The following is a 17,850-nucleotide window of genomic DNA, read 5'->3' as shown; positions in this document are numbered from 1 at the left end:
CGAACAACGCACGAGGCGGCTCAGCCAACACAGAGCGAACTTACTTATGCCGACTGACACCCACACGTTTCACCTTTCACCCCAGGGCAAACTGCGCTGGGCCATCGCCAGCCTGTTCCTGCTGCCGCAGTTGGTACTGGCCGCCGGCATCACCGTGGTCGAAGGGCCTGGCGGTATACCGCAATTGCAAAACCAGCAAGGCGTACCCATCGTCAATATCGTCGCGCCGAATGCGGGCGGCCTGTCCCATAACCAGTTCCTGGACTACAACGTCGACCGCCAGGGCGTAGTGCTGAACAACGCCCTGCAGGCCGGCCAGTCGCAACTCGCCGGGCAACTGGCGGCGAACCCGCAGTTCCAGGGCCAGGCGGCGAGCGTGATCCTCAACGAAGTGATCAGCCGCAACGCCTCGACCTTAAACGGCGCCCAGGAGATTTTCGGCAAGGCGGCCGATTATGTGTTGGCCAACCCCAACGGTATTTCGGTGAATGGCGGCAGTTTCATCAACACGCCGAACGCCAACCTGGTAGTGGGCCGCCCCGAACTCAATGACGGCAAGCTGCAAGCCTTGAACACCCGCGACGCAAGCGGTCAATTGACGGTACACGGCCAGGGCCTGCAAAACCGCGAAGGCTCGATCAACCTGATCGCGCCGCGCATCGACAGCGACGGACGCTTGAGTGCCCGCGATCAGTTGAACCTCACCGCAGGCCGCAACCAGGTCGACTTCGCCAGTGGGCAAGTGCGCCAGGTCGACCCGGCCAGCAAGACCCAGGACCAGCGCATCGACGCCAGCCTGTTCGGCGCGATGCAGGCTGGGCGCATCAATATCATTAGCACCGCCGAAGGGGCTGGCGTGCGCGTAGGCGCCGTGCAAGTGGAAGGTCGTGACGGGGTCAACGTCAGCTCGGCCGGCGACCTCGACATCAGCGGCCAGGTCCACGCCAACAGCCTGGAAGCCACCCGCGCCGGCGTGCAAAGCCAGCACGACGATGTGGATTTGCACAGCGCCAAGGACTTGAACCTGGCCGCCACCGACGTCAACGGGCGCAACGTCAAGCTCGACGCCGGTCGCAACCTGACCCTCAGCAGCCTGGAAAGCCGCAAGCTCCAGGAAAAACGTGAACAGTGGAACAACAGCAACTTCCTGTTCACCTATGAAACCTACGACCGCACCACCACCGAGAACGATTCGCGCCAGCACGGTAACAAGGTCGTTGCGCAACAGGATGCAACGCTGTCTTCCGGCGCCAAGGCCCAGATCAAGGCTAGCCAAATCGAAGCGGGCAATGCCTTACGTGTCAACAGCGGCGCCGACCTGCAGGTGAACGCCGCCACCGAAACCCATGAAACCCGCGATCAGGGCAACCATCGCAAACATCTGTGGAAAGCCAACTGGGACAAGTCCAGCAGTGAACAACGCAGCATCACCAGCAGCCTCAAGGCTGGCAAAACCCTTGAGCTGACCAGCCAGCAGAAACTGCAGTTGCAGGGCGCCGAACTGAAAACACCCGGCGATATTCAATTGGCCGGCCGCCAAGTGGAGATCAGCAGCGCCAGCCGCACCCAGCTTAGCCGCGACAACGCTTACTCCGGCGACCTGACCGGCGGCAGCTTCTTTGGCAAGAGCGGCGACGGCGACAAAGGCAAAACCTTGAACACCGGCAGCAAGGTCAACGCCGACGGCAAACTGCTCGTCAAGGCCGACGACGTGCGCATCAGCGGCAGCCAGGCGCGCGGCGGCAAGCAGGCCAGTGTGATCAGCGACAAAGGCTCGCTGGTGATCGACGGCGTAAAAGACACATCCCACGACAATAGCTACAGCAACGACAGCAAGTTCTTTGGCATCTCCAAGGATGAAAGCCGCAAGAACCTCAAGGACAGCACCGTCGTGGCCAGCGACCTGCGCTCGGACAGCAACCTCAAGCTGCAAAGCGCCATGGACATTCAAGTCAGTGGCTCGAAGGTGTCGGCCGCAGGTCAATTGCAGGCAGACGCCAAGGGCGACATCAAGATTGCTTCGGCTGACAACACCACACACGACACCACTAGCACTCACACCCGTGGATTTGATGGCTATGCCAAGGAAAACGCCGAAGGCACCCGCCAGTACCGCGCTGGCGTGAGCTTTGCGGACCAGCAGCAAACCAGCAAGACCGACACCACCAAACAACAAGCTTCCAGCCTCAGCGGCGCCAGTGTGGCGGTCACGGCCGGTGGCAATGTGAGCATCAAGGGTTCCGACGTCCAAGCCACCCAGGGCGATGCAACCTTGAGCGGCAAAAACGTCGAGTTGCTGGCGACCGATAACAGCACGCGCAACACCACCGACAAGACCACCACCGGCGGTGGCGTGTACTACACCGGCGGTCTGGACAAGGCCGGCAACGGCGCACAGTTCAGCCATCAAAGCAGCCACGACAGCAGCAGCAAAACCACCGCGCAAACCAGCAACGTCGCAGCGGCCGGCAAACTGACCATCAACGCCGGCAACACCCTCACCAGCCAGGGCGCGCAGGTCAAGGCAGGCTCCGAATTGCAGGTCAACGCCGGCACCGTCGATAACCAGGCGGCGCATAACAGCCAGACCAGCACCCATAAGGAGAACGGCTGGACCGCCGATGTCGGCGCCAATGTCGAGTACAAAGGCATTACTCGGCCGATCGAAAAAGCCGTCGAAGGTGTGGCCCAGGCCAAATTCCATCAGCCCGGTTTGCTCGATGCCTTCGAGCAGCCAAATGTCGGGCTGGACGTGGAAGTCGGCCACACCAATAAGACCCGCACCCAGCAGGACACTACGGCGGTGGTCAGCCAGTTCAGTGGCGCCACGGTGCAGGTCGATGTCGTGGGTAAGTTGCAGGATGCAGGCACTCAGTACCGTGCCACCGATGGCGGGCTGAAGATCGATGCCGGCGAGCATATCGCCAGTGCCGCAGCCAACACCCACAGCAGCAGCGAACACAGCGTGGACGCCAAGGCGGGCGTGCGGGTCTACACCACCACCGGTGAAGACGTGAACGTGCGCGGTAGCGGCGCAGGCGGCAGCAGCGATGTGCGCGAATCCAGCAGCACGGCAGTGGTCGGCAGCTACGCGGGCACTCAAGGCGTGAATATCACGGCCAAGGGCGATGCGCGTTACGCGGGCAGCCAGTTCAACGGCGGCCAGGCGGGCGTCAACCTCAAGGCGGGCGGCGCGTTGGCGCTTGATCAGGCCAACGACACGCAAAGCACCTCCAGCAACAGCCTGCGCGGTAATGGTTCACTGACCGTGGGTACTGCACCGGGCACCAACGGCACCAACGTCAACCTCGGCGCCGGTGGGCAACTGGATAACAAGCAACTGGCCACCCAGGACAGCCAGGCGCGAGTGGCGACGCTTCAAGGCAGCGGGCCGATTCAGCTCAGCAGCGGCGCCGACATGACCCTGCAAGGCACGCAGATCGACAGCAGCGGTGATATCAGCCTCAACGCCGGCGGCAAGCTGGACCTGCAAGCGGCCACCAGCACGCATGTCAGCAATGGCAGCAACCTCGGCGGCGGCCTGAGCGTCGGTGCCGGCAAAACCAGCAGCGCCGACAGCAGCGGCAAGACCGGTAGCCTCAGCGCCAACTTCAACCTCGGCAAGGTGGCGGAAAACGATCAGGCCGTGGTCGTCGGGCAGTTGCACAGCAAGGGTAATGTGAGCCTCACCAGCGCCGATGATCTGCATTTGCAAGGTACGCAGATTGCCGCCAAAACGGTCACCCTCGATGCGCAAAACGGCGGCATCCTGCAAGAGTCGGCGCAATCCACCCAGGCTCACGACAGCTGGGGCGTAACCCTGGGCGCGGGTGGCAGCGGCGGTAAAACCAAGTTGGCCGACGCCGGTGAACACGACGTACCCAAGACCCAACTCGGCATCAATGCCCGCGCCAAGGTCGATGTGGACCACGTGCAAGGCACCACCCAGCACGACAGCCTGATCAAGGCCGATAGCGTGGCGATCAACAGTGCCGGTGATACCCATCTGGCGGGTGCGCGGATCGAGGCGGATCAGGTCAGCGGTAAAGTCGGCGGCGATCTTGTGGTCGAGAGCCGCAAAGACCAGGTCAGCAGCACCAAGGTCAATGTCGACGCCAAGCTTGACGTCGAAAAAAACCAACCCGGCGTGGTCAACAAGCTCGCCAAGACCACCGGGCCGCTCAAGGACAAAGTGCAAGCCAAGGCCGAGGGCGCGTTCGACAAGCATCGGGAGAAGTTGGAGAACGTCGTCGACAAGGGCACAGAGCACCTCGCTTCGGCCAAGGACAGCGTGGTCAACGCCAAGGAGCGCCTGGGCGAAAAGCTCAGCCGCAGTGGCAGCTATGACGTAAATCCTGAACCCCGTGGCGCCATCGGCACCCGCGTAGACCAGGCCAAGACCTACCTCGCGGACAAGAAAGATGCACTGGGCACACGCTTGTCCAGCTTCAAGGACAAAGTCTGGCCAAAAACCAGCGACAGCTACACCGTCAGCGGCAAGGACACCACTGGCAGCAAGGTGGCTGATACCGCGCAAAACGTACTGTTCGGTGATAAGAGCGGCAACACCAGCTACACGCCGACACTGAACCTGGACGTCAGCCATGTGGTGAAAGACAGCGTGACTGAGGCCTCGGGCATTCGTGGTACTCAGGGCGTAAACCTCGAGGTGGCTGGCGACACTCGGCTGACCGGCGCGCGGATCAGCGCCGAAAGCGGCAAGGTCGAGTTGGGCGGCTCCAAGGTGACGGCAACCACGTTGGCGGGCAGCGACTATCGCGCCGATGTCGGGCTGAACCTGTCGAAATCGCCGGTCAACCTGGCGCTGGGCGCCAAGGACGAACTGACCCAGAAACAGGACGACGCCACACGTAAGGACCAGGCTTTCAACCTTGGGCCGCTGCGGGTTGGCGGGCACAGTGATAGCCAGGAATTACAGGCGGGGATTGATCAAAAAGGCAGCTAAGTAGCAACGCTTGGGTGGCAGCGGCCAGGCTCGCTGCCACCCAGGCAAACATTTCTAAATGTTTCTTCATAAAGCCAAACCGTCATTAAACAGCAACATATCAGGAATTAAATCGTCACGTCTTAGACAGGTGGGCCTACCCACTTACCCCTTCCCTTGAGGTGTTGTCGTGATGTTGCCGACTAAAAAAAGTCTGTCTGTTTTGTTGAGCGCCCTGTGCCTGAGCGGTATGGCCCACGCCACCGACGTTACCGGTGCCGGCTCCAGCTTCGTCTACCCGGTGCTGTCCAAGTGGTCGCAGGACTACAGCAAGAATTCCAGCAACCGCATCAACTATCAGTCGATCGGTTCCGGCGGCGGCATCGCCCAGATCAAGGCAGCCACCGTTGACTTCGGCGCCTCCGACGCGCCACTGTCAGCCGACGATCTCAAAGCCGGCGGCCTGGGTCAGTTTCCCAGCGTGATCGGCGGCATCGTGCCGGTGATGAACGTCGAAGGCGTGGCCGCAGGCCAATTGAAACTCGACGGCGACACCCTGGCAAAAATCTTCCTCGGTGACGTCAAGGCCTGGAACGACCCAGCCATCGCCGCACTCAACCCTGGCGTGAAACTGCCAAGCGCGAACATCACCGTGGTGCACCGTTCGGACGGCTCCGGCACCTCGTATAACTTCACCAACTACCTGGCCAAAGTCAGCGACAGCTGGAAAACCAAGATTGGTTTCGGCACCACCGTGCCGTGGCCGGTCGGTGTGGGCGGCAAGGGCAACGAAGGCGTTTCGGCCTACGTGAAGCAGATCAAGAACTCGATCGGCTTTGTGGAATACGCCTACGCGCTGCAGAACAAAATGACCTTTGCCTCACTGAAGAACGCGTCCGGCAAGTTCGTCGAGCCTAACGCCAAGGCGTTCCAGGCCGCCGCCGACACCGCCGACTGGGCGAGTGCCAAAGACTTCAACCTGATCATGACCAACGCCCCAGGTGAAGGCGCATGGCCGATCACGGCCACCACCTGGATCATCATGTACAAGCAGCCCAAGAATGCCGAGCAGAGCCAGGCGGCGTTCAGTTTCTTCAAGTGGTCGCTGGAAAAAGGCCAGGAACAGGCTGCAGCCCTGGACTACGTCGCATTGCCGGGCTCCCTGGTGTCGCGAATCGAAGATTACTGGAAGTCTGACTTCGCCCACTGATTCGCCCTACGACCGCCTTCCTCGGCAACCGCGGAAGGCGGTGAGCACCTGATATGAACGACACGGTCCACACCCTGGTTATGACTACTCACGCGAGCGACACCGGGGGCGACCGCCGCGCCGCCCGCGATCAACGCCACGACCTGTGGTTCAAACGCTCGATGTTCGGCGCCGCCATGCTGGTACTGGCGCTGCTGGGCGCCATTGCCGCCTCGACCCTGTGGGGCGGCGGGCTGGCGTTCAAGACGTTTGGTTTCGGTTTCATCACCAGCACCGAGTGGGATGCGGTCAATAACCACTTTGGTGCCGTGGTGCCGATCTACGGCACCCTGGTCACCTCTTTTCTCGCCTTGCTGATTGCCGTCCCGGTGAGTTTCGGCATCGCGATTTTTCTGACTGAAGTTGCGCCACCCTGGCTGAAAATGCCGGTGGCCTCGGCGATTGAGCTGCTCGCCGGTATCCCATCGATCATCTATGGCATGTGGGGCCTGTTCGTGTTCGGGCCATTTATGGCCGAACATCTGTCGCCGTTGATCAATGATTACCTGGGCGCCCTGCCCTTTGTGGGCTCGCTGTTCCAGGGGCCGCCACTGGGGATCGGCATGCTCACCGCCGGGATCGTGCTGGCGGTGATGATCATGCCGTTTATCACCTCGGTGATGCATGAGGTGTTCCGCAGTGTGCCCACGCAGTTGAAAGAATCCGCTTACGCCTTGGGCAGCACGACGTGGGAAGTGGTATGGGACATTGTTCTGCCTTACACCCGCTCGGCGGTGGTCGGCGGCATCTTCCTCGGTTTGGGCCGCGCCCTCGGCGAAACCATGGCGGTGACCTTCGTATTGGGTAACGCGCAACAGTTTTCCGCCTCGTTGCTGATGCCCAGCAGTTCCATCGCGTCGGTGATCGCCAACGAGTTCAGCGAGGCTTACACCGACCTGCATCGCTCTGCGCTGATCGCCCTGGGCTTCCTGCTGTTTATCGTGACCTTCGTCGTGCTCGCGCTGGCGCGGCTGCTGCTGATGCGCTTGTCGCGCAAGGAAGGGTTATGAACGCCAACGAACGCCTGTATCGCAAACGCGCATTTAAAAATGGCGTGGCCATGCTCCTCAGTTGCGGCGCCACCGCCTTCGGCCTGCTGTGGCTGACGTGGATTCTGCTGACTACCATCATCAACGGCTTCCAGGCTCTGAACCTGCGCCTGTTTACCCAGATGACCCCACCACCCGGCACCGAAGGCGGCCTGGCCAACGCGTTTTATGGCAGCGCGTTGATGTCAGCTATCGCGCTGGTGATCGGTACGCCCATCGGGCTGATGGCCGGCATTTGGCTGGCAGAATTCGCACGCCACTCGCGCCTGGGGACTACGGTGCGTTTCATCAATGACATCCTGCTATCCGCCCCCTCGATTGTGCTGGGCTTGTTCATTTACACCGGGGTCATCCTGCCGCTGAACCTGCTGACCAATCATCAGGTCGGCTTCTCTGCCATCGCCGGTGCGCTGGCGCTGGCGCTGCTGGTGATTCCGGTGGTGGTGCGCACCACCGATGAAATGCTCCAACTGCAACCGTCCACCATGCGCGAGGCGGCCCTGGCACTCGGCGTGCCGCAGTGGAAACTGACGCTGCAAATCGTGCTGCGGGCGGCCAAGGCCGGCGTGGTCACCGGCATCCTGCTCGCCCTGGCCCGCATCACGGGCGAAACCGCGCCGCTGCTGTTCACCGCCTTCGGCAATCAGTTCTGGAGCAGCAACCTGCTCAAGCCGATCGCCAGCGTGCCCGTGGTTATTTTCCAGTACGCCATGAGCCCGTTCGACGACTGGCATGCACTCGCCTGGGCCGGTGCACTGGTCCTGACGTTGTTCGTGCTGGTACTCAGCCTGGCATCCCGCCTGATTCTTTTACGCAATAGGTCTCACTGATGGACGCCACTGGCATCGCTCCCGACAAAACCAAAATCCAGGTGCGTGGGTTGGAGTTCTTCTACAACAACCAACGCTCGCTCAAATCCATCAACATGGATATCCCGGAAAAGCGCATTACCGCCATCATCGGGCCTTCGGGCTGCGGCAAATCCACCATGCTGCGGGTGTTCAACCGCATCTACTCGATGTACCCCAAGCAGGAAGCGCGCGGCGAAGTGCTGCTCAACGGCGAAAACATCCTCGCCCCCGGCTACTCGATGAACCGCCTGCGCAGCCACGTGGGCATGGTGTTCCAGAAGCCGGTGCCGTTTCCCATGTCGATCTACGACAACATCGCCTACGCAGTGCGCCACCACGAAAAACTCTCGCGCCGCGAAATGAATGACCGCGTCGAACAAGCCCTGCGTGGCGGCGCGCTGTGGGATGAAGTCAAAGACAAACTCAACCAAAGCGCCCAGAGCCTCTCCGGTGGTCAGCAACAACGCTTGTGCATCGCCCGCACCATCGCGCTGCGCCCGCAAGTGCTGCTGCTGGACGAACCGACCTCGGCCCTCGACCCGATTTCCACCGGGCGTATCGAGCAGTTGATTACGGAATTGAAGGCGCAGTACACGGTGATCATCGTGACCCACAACATGCAGCAGGCCGCGCGGGTGTCGGACAGCACCGCGTTTATGTTCATGGGGGAATTGATTGAGCATGGCAAGACCGATCAGATCTTTACCACGCCGAAGATGAAGCAGACGGAGGACTACATTACCGGGCGGTTTGGCTGAGGCAGGACAAGGAGCCGTCTCTTGGAGGCGGCTTTTTATCAGCGCCAAATTGCAGGCAAAAAAAAACCCGGAAATCCTCACTTGCGTGGGCCTTCCGGATTTTCTAAACCGCCAAAAATGGTGGGTCGTGTGGGATTCGAACCTACGACCAATTGGTTAAAAGCCAACTGCTCTACCAACTGAGCTAACGACCCGCTGTGTGGTGGCGCGTATAATACTGATTTCTAAGGATTATTCAACACCTTATTTTAAATAAATCAGAAATAACGCGTTGGGTCCGCAATTGCGGCGTTTTTGAAGCCTTCTGCTCGCAGTCTGCAAGCGTCACATTTCCCACAGGCGCGGCCGGAATAGTCTGCCTGGTAGCAGGAAACAGTCAGCGCGTAATCGACGCCAAGTCCTACGCCAGCCTTCACGATGTCTGCCTTGCTCATGTTCTGCAGCGGCGCCTGAATGCTAAAGCCCTGCCCTTCTACACCGGCCTTGGTTGCCAGGTTGGCCATACGCTCAAATGCCTCAACGTACTCCGGACGGCAGTCCGGGTAGCCGTTGTAGTCGAGGGCATTAACACCGATGAAGATGTCGCGGGCTTTCAATACTTCGGCCCAGCCAAGCGCGAGGGACAGGAATACGGTGTTGCGCGCCGGCACGTAGGTCAACGGAATGCCTGCGCTGGGTGCCTCGGGCACATCGATACTGCTGTCAGTCAGGGCCGAGCCGCCGATGCCATTGAGGTTGAGGCCGATCACCTTGTGCTCGACCACGCCCAGCTCACGGGCGACACGCTCGGCGGCATTCAGCTCGGCGCGGTGGCGTTGGCCGTAGTCGAAGCTCAGGGTGTAACAGCTGTAGCCTTGGGCACGGACCATGGCCACCAGCGTGGCGGAATCGAGACCGCCAGAGAGCAGGATGACCGCACGCTTTTGCTCGGTCATGTCAGCGCCCCGGCTCGTCGTTCCACAGGTATTTGTGCAACTGCAATTGCAGGCGCACCGGCAGGTTGTCCGCCACCACCCAATCGGCCAGGTCGCGGGCATTGAGGTCATGGTGGCTCGGCGAGAACAGCACTTCGCCGGCGCGGCGGTCGAGGTTGTACTGGATCAGCTTGGAGGCCGCCCAATCATAGTCATCCCGCGAACAGATCACGAACTTGACCTGATCGTTGGCCGTCAGCAAGTCCATGTTGTCGTAGAGGTTGCGGTGCGCTTCCTTGGAACCTGGGGTCTTGAGGTCGACCACCCGGCTCACCCGCGCGTCGACCGCGGAGATGTCCAGGGCGCCGCTGGTTTCCAGTGACACCTCGTAACCGGCGTCACACAGCCGCTTGAGCAGCGGAATGGCATTGGGCTGGGCCAGGGGCTCACCACCGGTCACACAGACGTAGCGCGGCTTGAAGCCGGCAACCTGTTCGATGATGTCGTCGAGGGTGCGCACGGTACCGCCGCTGAAGGCGTAGGCGCTGTCACAGTATTGGCAACGCAACGGGCAGCCGGTCAGCCGCACAAATACGGTAGGCAGGCCAGCGGTGCGCGTTTCACCCTGTAACGAGTAAAAAACTTCGGTAATACGTAATGTGTCTTGCATAGTCGCCACGGGCGTAACAGCTAAACAGGCTGTCCGCCTCCGTCAGGCACTTCAAGGAACCCCGCCAACGCGTAGGCCCCAAAAAGCGTGTTTCATAAAAGGGCGTGGATTCTAACGAAAAAACCCGCGCCAGGCGCGGGTTTCTTCTAAACGGGGGGCATCGCTTACAAGCGCTGCAGATCCCGTTGGGCCAGCTGGGCTGCGGAGGTACCCGGATATTGGGCAACCACCTGTTGCAGAATGCCTTTGACCTTGTCGGTGTGACCCAGGCGGCGCTCTACATCAGCCAGTTTATACAGCGAGTCAGGCACCTTGGCATGCTTTGGGTAGAGCTGACTGACCTTGGCAAAGGCCTGGCCTGCCGCTTGCAAATCACCCTTTGCCAGGTTCACCTCACCCAGCCAGTACTGGGCATTGCCCGCGTATTGGCTGTTAGGGTATTTGCGCAGGAATGCGGTAAAGGCCTGGCTGGCCTTATCGAAGTCCTTGGCTTTGATCAGGTCGAAAGCTGCATCGTAATACAGCTTTTCCTTGGCCGGATCACCCGGTTCGCTGCTGGCGGCAGGCGCTTGGCTAGCCACCGCTGCGCCTGCTGCTGCACCACCGGCGGCGGCGCTTGGCGCACCACCGGCAGAAGAATTATCAGGAGTTGCGGCAGGTGTTACGCCGGCTCCAATACGTCGATCAAGATCCTGGTAACGCTCCAGGCCTTCTTGCTTCAGCTGGTTCACTTGGTTCTGCAAGATCTCAATGGTGCCTTGTTGCTGCGACAATTGATCCTGCATACGTTGCAGCTGGTTGAACAGTTCGCCCTGTGCCGAGGGAGCGGCAGTTGCCGGCCCCCCAGCATAGGCGCCGTTCGTGCCATAACCCGCTGGCGGATAACTGCTCCCGCTATTGTTATAGCCAGAGTTGCTATCTTCCACAGGAACCGCAGCCCACACCGCAAGCGGTGCGAGGCTGAGAGCCAATACAGTTAGAGCACGACGGCACGTTCGCATGACGAATTACTTACGCAGTTCGACGCGACGGTTTTGAGCCCAGGACTGCTCGTCGTGGCCAGTAGCAACTGGACGCTCTTTACCGTAGGAAACCAGTTCCAGTTGGCCTGGAGCAACACCTTGCAGTACCAGGTAGCGCTGAACGGCTTTCGCACGACGCTCGCCCAGTGCCATGTTGTACTCGCGAGTACCACGTTCGTCAGTGTTACCTTCCAGAACAACGCGAGCGCCGTTAGCTTTCAGGTCCTTCGCGTGAACGTCCAGAGCGCGCATGGCTTCTGGCTTCAGGTCCGAACTGTCGTATTCGAAGTAGAAAGTGGTGATAGCGCGCAGAGCAGCTTCTTCGCTCAGGGAGCCGTCAACTGCACCAGTGTTAGCGCCGTAACCAGCGTTTGGATCAACAGCTGCGCCTTCACCGGCATTGTCGCCGCCTTTAGACGAGCAACCAACGGCTACGGACAGAGCCAGAGCCAGAGCAGCAAACTTACCAAACTTCAGCATTTCCATCGTGAAACTCCTAATGAACCCCAGTGTGTTAAGCAATTCTTTTTGTAGCGCCGCGTCAGTTCAGGTAAGGGGACCAGGATGGTTCTCTGACTTCGCCTTGTGCGGTAGGAAGCGGGAGCCTTACGCGTCCATTAATGGACACGAGCATCAAGACTCCCCGGCCCTGCTGGCGGGTGGCGTAGATTACCATGGTGCCGTTGGGCGCAACAGTGGCTGACTCATCAAGGTTGGTATCTGTGAGGATTTTTACCGTTCCACGCTGCAAATCCTGGGCCGCAACCCGGAAATTAGTGAAACCATCCTGACGGTGAATCATTACCAACGTCTTTTCATCGGCCGAAAGCTTAGGGTTGGCATTGTAGTTACCAATAAAGGTCACGCGTTCTGCGCCACCGCCACCTACGCTTGTTTTATAGATTTGAGGCTTACCGCCGCGATCGGAGGTGAAGTAGATGGTCGAACCATCCTTACCCCAGAACGGTTCGGTGTTGATACCCGGGCCACTGGTTACACGGCTGATCTGGCGCGAAGCCATGTTCATCACGTAGATGTCCGGGTTGCCGTCCTTGGACAGCACGAACGCCAGGCGCGAACCATCCGGCGACCACGCAGGCGCACCGTTGAGGCCTTCAAAGTTGGTGATCTGCTCACGACGACCGGTGTCGATGTGCTGCACGAAGATGCGCGGGCGGCGCTGTTCGAACGACACATAGGCAATACGCTTGCCGTCCGGCGCAAAGCGCGGCGACAGGATTGGCTCACGCGATTGCAGCAAGGTCACGGCGCGAGCACCGTCGTAGTCCGAACGCTGCAGGGTGTAACGCGTGTTGTCTACGGAGAAACGCTCAGCCGTTACATAAAGCAGACGTGTCGAGAACGCACCCTTGATACCGGTGAGTTTTTCAAACGACTGGTCCGAGATGTAGTGCGCCATGTCCCGCAGTTGTTCGGCGGTGCCCGATACGCTGCCGGTCAAGACCTGCTGCTCGGTGGCCACGTTGAACAACGTGTACTGGATTTGCAGGCGACCGCCGGCCGGCGTGATGCTGCCGACCATCAGGTACTGGGCGCCTACGGCTTTCCAGTCACGGAAGATGACTTCGCTGGCCTGGGTCGGCTGGCTGATCATGTTGCCTTTTGGAATCGGCGCGTAGTAGCCGGAGTTGCGCAGGTCGTCGCTGACGATCTGGGCCATGTCGTCCGGCAGCACGCTGCCGCCCTGCCAACCAAACGGTACTACTGCGATCGGGGTGGCCCGATCGCTACCGCTGGTGACCAGGATGTTCTTTTCATCCGCCGCCGCTATCCCTGCCATACAGCAAATAACGACAAGCATTCCTCGAAGAAGGTTTCTCACAAGGCTAGATCCTCAGGTGTGAATGTCATCTTGAATGAACGATAGGGAGCGAAGTCGCTTGGTTTCATTCCCTGCATCTCGGTCAACCGGCCAATATTCTTGACCGCGGCAACCGCCGAACTGTCGAACGAACCGTCACCACTGGACTTGGACACGCTGACCGAAGTCACCGTACCGTCCGGCAACATGCCGATCTGCAGCACTACTGTCATGCCTTTGCGTGCCGAAGGTGGACGTGTCCAACCTTCCGCTGCCCGTGCCCGAATCAGGTCGTCGAAACTGCCCGCGACTTCATCGCCACGCTCATCGGCCAAGGCTTGCTGACGCTGCGGCGTGTCGGAAAGCAAATCTGCCAAGGCCTGGGCCTTTTTCTCTTCGGCGGATTTACGCGCTGCTTCCTGGGCCTTTTTCTTGCTGGCGTCGGCGGCAGCTTTCTTCTTCGCGTCGTCGGCGACTTTCTTCTTCGCCTCGTCTGCTTCAGCTTTTTTCTTGGCGTCTTCGGCGGCTTTCTTCTTCGCGTCTTCGACTATCTTCTTCTTGGCGTCTTCAGCGGCCTTTTTCTTGGCCTCTTCTTCGGCAGCTTTTTTGGCTTCTTCTTCAGATTTCTTCTTGGCTATATCAGCCAATTGTTTCTCTTCAGCCTTTTTAGCTTCGGCAGCTTTATCGGCTTTCTTGGCTTCATCAGCCTTTTTGGCCTCGTCAGCTTTCTTGGCTTCGTCAGCCTTTTTCGATTCCTCGGCCTTTTGAGCCGCCTCTTCTTTCTTTTGTTCCGCAGCAGCCTTCACCGCTTCCTGCTCGACCTTCTTCTGTTCCATCTGCTCGACTTCAGTCTGGCGCGCAGCCGACTTCTGGGCCTCACCCGCAATCTTCTGATTGGTCTGGGTGGTGGCCTGACTTTTCGATTTCAGCTGATACAGGGTCGCCTGCACGATCGGCTTGGCTGGCGGCAGGTCCGGGGTCATGGCAAAGCTGACAAACAGCATGCCAAACACCAGGACGTGCAGGGCAATTGCCCAGACGCTAGGCCAGAAGTAGCTTTCCGAGGCGGACGGCTCTCGCTGTTGCTGCATCAGGGCGCCTCGGTAATCAAGCCAACGTTACCCACGCCGGCCTTCTGCAGCCCGCCCATGGCGCCCATGACGGAGCCATAGTCGACCACTTTGTCGCCGCGAATGAACACCTGCGTGTGCTTGCCGCCTTCGTTGCCGGATCGGATGATCTTGGTCACGGCGTCCGTCATCTGCGGCAAGGTCATGGCCTTGTCCTGCTGTTTCTGGGTGTCGACTTCGCTGCCAAGGTTCCAGTAATAGGTCTTGTCAGCCTTGATCGAAATGGTCAGGACCTGAGTGTTGTTGTCTTGCGGCAAGGCTTCGCTGGAAACCTTGGGCAGATCAACCTTCACGCCCTGATTGAGCATCGGCGCGGTCACCATGAAGATAACCAGCAGCACCAGCATCACGTCGATGTAAGGCACTACGTTCATCTCGGCGACCGGCTTGCGCTTTTTGCGAGCTCGAGCGATTAAAGCCATTGGAAATTACCTGCTTATTCTTCGCTGGTGTGCACTTTACGGTGCAGGATCGCCTGGAATTCATCGGCGAAGGTGTAGTAACGGCTGATCAAGGTTTCGCCACGAGCGGCAAAACGGTTGTAGGCAATTACTGCGGGAATAGCGGCAAACAGGCCGATCGCAGTGGCGATCAAGGCCTCAGCGATACCCGGGGCCACGGTGGCCAGGGTCGCTTGTTGCGCCTGGGCCAGGCCACGGAAGGAGTTCATGATGCCCCACACGGTACCGAACAGGCCGATGTACGGGCTCACGGAGCCTACAGTGGCGAGGAACGGCAAGCTTTGCTCGAGCTTTTCTTCTTCGCGTGAGATGGCAACGCGCATGGCACGGGCCACACCTTCCATGACCGCTTCCGGGTCAACGCCCGGTTGCTGGCGCAGGCGCGAGAACTCCTTGAAACCGGCGCGGAAGATCTGCTCAACGCCCGAATCCGGGTCCGGGTTGCTACCAGCCTGACGGTACAGCTTGGACAGGTCGATACCCGACCAGAAGCGCTCTTCGAAGCTCTCCAGGGCACGTCGACCGGCACGCAGCAGGTTGCTGCGCTGAAAAATCATGACCCAAGAGGTAACCGATGCGGCTACCAGGACCAGCATCACCAGTTGAACCACGACACTGGCATTGCTGACCAGGCTCCACATGGAGGAATGGTCGACGACGGTAGGTTCCACGCTAAATCTCCTGCTTTGATTGTTTACCCGCGCCGCTTACGTCGGCAAAGGCCGCACGTAGAGCTTCGGGAATGGCCCGGGGTTTCAAACTATTGGTGCGCACACAGGCCACCAGGAACTGCCCCTCACAGAGCAGCGTTGCATCCGTTGCCCGCCTGACCTGCTGTTTAAAGCGCAGGCTGACACGGTTCAATTCGATAACTTCAGCGCTGACCAGCAATTCGTCGTCCAGTCGCGCCGGTGCGTGGTAGCGCGCCTCGCTGGAATGCACGACGAATAACAGGTCCTCCCCTGCCAGCTGGGATTGGGCAAAGCCCAGCTCCCGTAGCCGCTCGGTTCGAGCCCGCTCCATGAACTTGAGGTAGTTGACGTAATAAACGATGCCGCCGGCATCGGTGTCCTCGTAATAAACGCGACAGCGATGTGCGAACGACTGATCCCCGTTTTGCGCGCGCATACTCTAGTGCTTACTCCTCAGGTTGCCAATCCGGCTGGGCAACTGTTTTTGCATTCTATTCAGCATTTCTAACGACTGAATGACGACACCAGCCACTAGGACAGCACAAACTTCAGATAAATCGTCTGGCGTGGAGTTATTAATCGTCCACTGCATCGAGGAATTCGTCTACTACAGGCATCTCGCCCAATCGTGACGGAATGTTTAACCCGAAGTGCAAATACGCGTGGCGCGTGACCACGCGGCCCCTTGGCGTACGCATGATGTAACCTTGTTGGATCAGGTACGGCTCCAGCACATCCTCAATGGTATGGCGCTCCTCACTGATCGCCGCGGCCAGGCTGTCCACACCGACCGGGCCACCGTCGAACTTCTCGATCATGGTCAAGAGTAGACGTCGATCCTGGTGGTCGAAGCCATGCTCATCCACATCCAGCAGGTTCAAGGCCAAATCCGCCACGGCCTTGGTGATATGCCCCTTCGCCCGCACCTCGGCAAAATCGCGCACACGACGCAGCAAGCGGTTGGCGATACGCGGCGTGCCACGGGCGCGGCGGGCGATTTCGAACGCACCTTCCGGGTCCAGCGGCAACCCCAGAATGCCCGCCGAACGGCTGACAATCGTCGCAAGATCCGCCGTGCTATAGAACTCTAGACGTTGAACAATGCCGAAACGGTCTCGCAGCGGGTTGGTCAACATCCCGGCGCGCGTGGTGGCGCCGACCAGCGTGAACGGCGGCAGGTCGAGCTTGATAGAGCGAGCCGCCGGGCCTTCGCCGATCATGATGTCGAGCTGAAAGTCTTCCATGGCCGGGTACAATACTTCCTCGACGATCGGCGATAGCCGGTGAATCTCGTCGATAAACAGCACATCGTGCGGCTCAAGGTTGGTCAGCAGCGCGGCCAGGTCGCCCGGACGCTCCAGTACCGGCCCGGAGGTGGACTTGATCGACACGCCCATCTCCTGGGCGATGATCATCGCCAGGGTGGTCTTGCCCAGGCCCGGCGGGCCGAAGATCAGCGTATGGTCGAGGGACTCGTTGCGCCCGCGCGCCGCCTGGATAAACAACTCCATCTGCTCGCGCACGGTCGGCTGACCGATATAGTCGGCAAGGCTGACGGGGCGGATGGCGCGGTCCTGGACTTCTTCTCGGTCGCGCGGGCCGGTGGCCGCGATCAGACGATCAGCTTCAATCACTTAAATCATTCCCTTCAGGGCTCGGCGGATCATGTCTTCGCTGCTCAGGTTCTTGTCCTTGATGGCCGATACGGCTTTGCTCGCCTCCTGGGGTTTGTAGCCCAGGGAAATCAGCGCGCTGACGGCATCGCTTTCGGCACTGGCGACCTGGCCGGCCGGCATGTCCGGCTGGTTCGGTACCAGGGCAAACATGTTCGGCACCACTTCCCAGGCCTTGAAACGGTCCTTGAGTTCGACCAGCAGGCGCTCGGCGGTTTTTTTGCCGACACCGGGCACCTTGGTCAACGCTGACGTGTCCTGGGCCGAAACTGCGCGTACCAGCTCGTCCACTTCCAGGCTCGACATCAACGCCAGCGCCAGCTTAGGGCCCACGCCATTGAGGCGAATCAGCTCACGGAAGAAGTCGCGGTCGCGCTTGCCAATGAAACCATAGAGCAATTGCGCATCTTCGCGCACCACCAAATGGGTGTGCAGGGTGATCGGCTCGCCAATCGATGGCAGGCGATACAGGGTGGTCATGGGCACTTCCAGCTCATACCCCAACCCATTTACATCCAGAATCAGGTGCGGCGGCTGTTTTTCAGCCAGGGTGCCGCGCAAGCGTCCAATCACGGTTCAGATCCTTAAAGCTTGGGGTCAGAACACGGCCTGAC

At 59.8% G+C, this 17,850-nt stretch carries 16 protein-coding genes and 1 tRNA gene; 5 read left to right on the top strand and 12 right to left on the bottom strand.

Going from position 1 to position 17,850, the window contains the following annotated elements; all coding sequences use genetic code 11:
* Nucleotides 1-46 precede the first annotated feature (46 nt).
* The 5 genes from P5706_RS06615 (at nucleotide 47) to pstB (ending at nucleotide 8,852) form a co-directional block, all read left to right on the top strand.
* Complete coding sequence (locus P5706_RS06615; RefSeq protein ID WP_285678813.1) at nucleotides 47-4,966, top strand: hemagglutinin repeat-containing protein; 4,920 nt, start codon at nucleotides 47-49, stop codon at nucleotides 4,964-4,966.
* A 172-nt stretch (nucleotides 4,967-5,138) separates the two neighbouring features.
* Nucleotides 5,139-6,155, top strand: a complete 1,017-nt coding sequence (gene pstS, locus P5706_RS06610; RefSeq protein WP_285678812.1) for a phosphate ABC transporter substrate-binding protein PstS — start codon at nucleotides 5,139-5,141, stop codon at nucleotides 6,153-6,155.
* A gap of 53 nt (nucleotides 6,156-6,208) precedes the next feature.
* Complete coding sequence (gene pstC / locus P5706_RS06605) at nucleotides 6,209-7,204, top strand: phosphate ABC transporter permease subunit PstC (protein WP_017139135.1); 996 nt, start codon at nucleotides 6,209-6,211, stop codon at nucleotides 7,202-7,204.
* Nucleotides 7,201-8,073: a phosphate ABC transporter permease PstA gene (gene pstA / locus P5706_RS06600; protein WP_200433029.1), complete on the top strand. Its 873-nt coding sequence runs from the start codon at nucleotides 7,201-7,203 to the stop codon at nucleotides 8,071-8,073. Before pstC ends, pstA begins: the two co-directional genes overlap by 4 nt.
* Nucleotides 8,073-8,852: a phosphate ABC transporter ATP-binding protein PstB gene (pstB, locus tag P5706_RS06595; protein ID WP_017139133.1), complete on the top strand. Its 780-nt coding sequence runs from the start codon at nucleotides 8,073-8,075 to the stop codon at nucleotides 8,850-8,852. The genes pstA and pstB overlap by 1 nt, the downstream gene beginning before the upstream one ends.
* A gap of 118 nt (nucleotides 8,853-8,970) precedes the next feature.
* On the opposite strand, the gene P5706_RS06590 is transcribed toward pstB, so the two are convergent.
* The 12 genes from P5706_RS06590 to ruvA form a co-directional block, all read right to left on the bottom strand.
* Nucleotides 8,971-9,046: transfer RNA gene (locus P5706_RS06590), tRNA-Lys, on the bottom strand.
* A gap of 63 nt (nucleotides 9,047-9,109) precedes the next feature.
* The gene (gene queC, locus P5706_RS06585; RefSeq protein WP_285678811.1) at nucleotides 9,110-9,787 is read right to left on the bottom strand and encodes a 7-cyano-7-deazaguanine synthase QueC; all 678 of its coding nucleotides are present in this window, start codon (nucleotides 9,785-9,787) and stop codon (nucleotides 9,110-9,112) included.
* Between the two features lies 1 nt (nucleotide 9,788).
* Nucleotides 9,789-10,436 (bottom strand): 7-carboxy-7-deazaguanine synthase QueE, encoded by a 648-nt coding sequence (queE, locus tag P5706_RS06580; RefSeq protein ID WP_017139819.1) that lies wholly within the window; start codon nucleotides 10,434-10,436, stop codon nucleotides 9,789-9,791.
* Between the two features lie 164 nt (nucleotides 10,437-10,600).
* Nucleotides 10,601-11,437, bottom strand: coding sequence for a tol-pal system protein YbgF (gene ybgF / locus P5706_RS06575; RefSeq protein ID WP_285678810.1), 837 nt, complete (start codon nucleotides 11,435-11,437; stop codon nucleotides 10,601-10,603).
* Nucleotides 11,438-11,443: 6 nt separating this feature from the next.
* Nucleotides 11,444-11,944, bottom strand: coding sequence for a peptidoglycan-associated lipoprotein Pal (gene pal, locus P5706_RS06570; protein WP_003209827.1), 501 nt, complete (start codon nucleotides 11,942-11,944; stop codon nucleotides 11,444-11,446).
* Nucleotides 11,945-11,999: 55 nt separating this feature from the next.
* Nucleotides 12,000-13,280 (bottom strand): Tol-Pal system beta propeller repeat protein TolB, encoded by a 1,281-nt coding sequence (gene tolB / locus P5706_RS06565; protein WP_032865998.1) that lies wholly within the window; start codon nucleotides 13,278-13,280, stop codon nucleotides 12,000-12,002.
* A gap of 17 nt (nucleotides 13,281-13,297) precedes the next feature.
* Nucleotides 13,298-14,371 carry a cell envelope integrity protein TolA gene (gene tolA / locus P5706_RS06560; RefSeq protein ID WP_017139816.1) on the bottom strand — a complete coding sequence of 358 codons (1,074 nt, stop codon included), beginning with the start codon at nucleotides 14,369-14,371 and terminating at the stop codon, nucleotides 13,298-13,300.
* Nucleotides 14,371-14,823, bottom strand: a complete 453-nt coding sequence (gene tolR / locus P5706_RS06555; protein WP_161630238.1) for a protein TolR — start codon at nucleotides 14,821-14,823, stop codon at nucleotides 14,371-14,373. The genes tolA and tolR overlap by 1 nt, the downstream gene beginning before the upstream one ends.
* 23 nt (nucleotides 14,824-14,846) lie before the next feature.
* On the bottom strand, nucleotides 14,847-15,542 hold the full coding sequence (gene tolQ, locus P5706_RS06550; RefSeq protein ID WP_003209819.1) for a protein TolQ: 696 nt from the start codon (nucleotides 15,540-15,542) through the stop codon (nucleotides 14,847-14,849).
* Nucleotide 15,543: 1 nt separating this feature from the next.
* A complete protein-coding gene (ybgC, locus tag P5706_RS06545) occupies nucleotides 15,544-15,999 on the bottom strand; it encodes a tol-pal system-associated acyl-CoA thioesterase (RefSeq protein WP_015885610.1) in 456 nt (151 codons plus the stop codon).
* A gap of 139 nt (nucleotides 16,000-16,138) precedes the next feature.
* Nucleotides 16,139-17,197 carry a Holliday junction branch migration DNA helicase RuvB gene (ruvB, locus tag P5706_RS06540; RefSeq protein ID WP_017139814.1) on the bottom strand — a complete coding sequence of 353 codons (1,059 nt, stop codon included), beginning with the start codon at nucleotides 17,195-17,197 and terminating at the stop codon, nucleotides 16,139-16,141.
* Nucleotides 17,198-17,809 (bottom strand): Holliday junction branch migration protein RuvA, encoded by a 612-nt coding sequence (gene ruvA, locus P5706_RS06535; protein ID WP_056858571.1) that lies wholly within the window; start codon nucleotides 17,807-17,809, stop codon nucleotides 17,198-17,200. It lies immediately after the preceding gene.
* Nucleotides 17,810-17,850 lie beyond the last annotated feature (41 nt).

The sequence above is a fragment of the Pseudomonas sp. ChxA genome, assembly GCF_030263855.1.
Taxonomy (GTDB): Bacteria; Pseudomonadota; Gammaproteobacteria; order Pseudomonadales; family Pseudomonadaceae; genus Aquipseudomonas; species Aquipseudomonas fluorescens_CB.
The sequence above is the reverse complement of the archived record's forward strand: the minus strand, read 5'-3'. Positions and strand labels throughout refer to the sequence as shown.

What these genes read in the sequence shown, in the direction of transcription:
- pstC (WP_017139135.1), top strand. Translation starts at nt 6,209, where the DNA reads ATGAACGACACGGTCCACACCCTGGTTATGACTACTCACGCGAGCGAC.
- P5706_RS06615 (WP_285678813.1), top strand. Translation starts at nt 47, where the DNA reads ATGCCGACTGACACCCACACGTTTCACCTTTCACCCCAGGGCAAACTG.
- queE (WP_017139819.1), bottom strand. Translation starts at nt 10,436, where the DNA reads ATGCAAGACACATTACGTATTACCGAAGTTTTTTACTCGTTACAGGGT.
- pal (WP_003209827.1), bottom strand. Translation starts at nt 11,944, where the DNA reads ATGGAAATGCTGAAGTTTGGTAAGTTTGCTGCTCTGGCTCTGGCTCTG.
- ybgF (WP_285678810.1), bottom strand. Translation starts at nt 11,437, where the DNA reads ATGCGAACGTGCCGTCGTGCTCTAACTGTATTGGCTCTCAGCCTCGCA.
- pstB (WP_017139133.1), top strand. Translation starts at nt 8,073, where the DNA reads ATGGACGCCACTGGCATCGCTCCCGACAAAACCAAAATCCAGGTGCGT.
- ybgC (WP_015885610.1), bottom strand. Translation starts at nt 15,999, where the DNA reads ATGCGCGCGCAAAACGGGGATCAGTCGTTCGCACATCGCTGTCGCGTT.
- pstS (WP_285678812.1), top strand. Translation starts at nt 5,139, where the DNA reads ATGTTGCCGACTAAAAAAAGTCTGTCTGTTTTGTTGAGCGCCCTGTGC.
- tolB (WP_032865998.1), bottom strand. Translation starts at nt 13,280, where the DNA reads ATGCTTGTCGTTATTTGCTGTATGGCAGGGATAGCGGCGGCGGATGAA.
- queC (WP_285678811.1), bottom strand. Translation starts at nt 9,787, where the DNA reads ATGACCGAGCAAAAGCGTGCGGTCATCCTGCTCTCTGGCGGTCTCGAT.
- pstA (WP_200433029.1), top strand. Translation starts at nt 7,201, where the DNA reads ATGAACGCCAACGAACGCCTGTATCGCAAACGCGCATTTAAAAATGGC.
- tolA (WP_017139816.1), bottom strand. Translation starts at nt 14,371, where the DNA reads ATGCAGCAACAGCGAGAGCCGTCCGCCTCGGAAAGCTACTTCTGGCCT.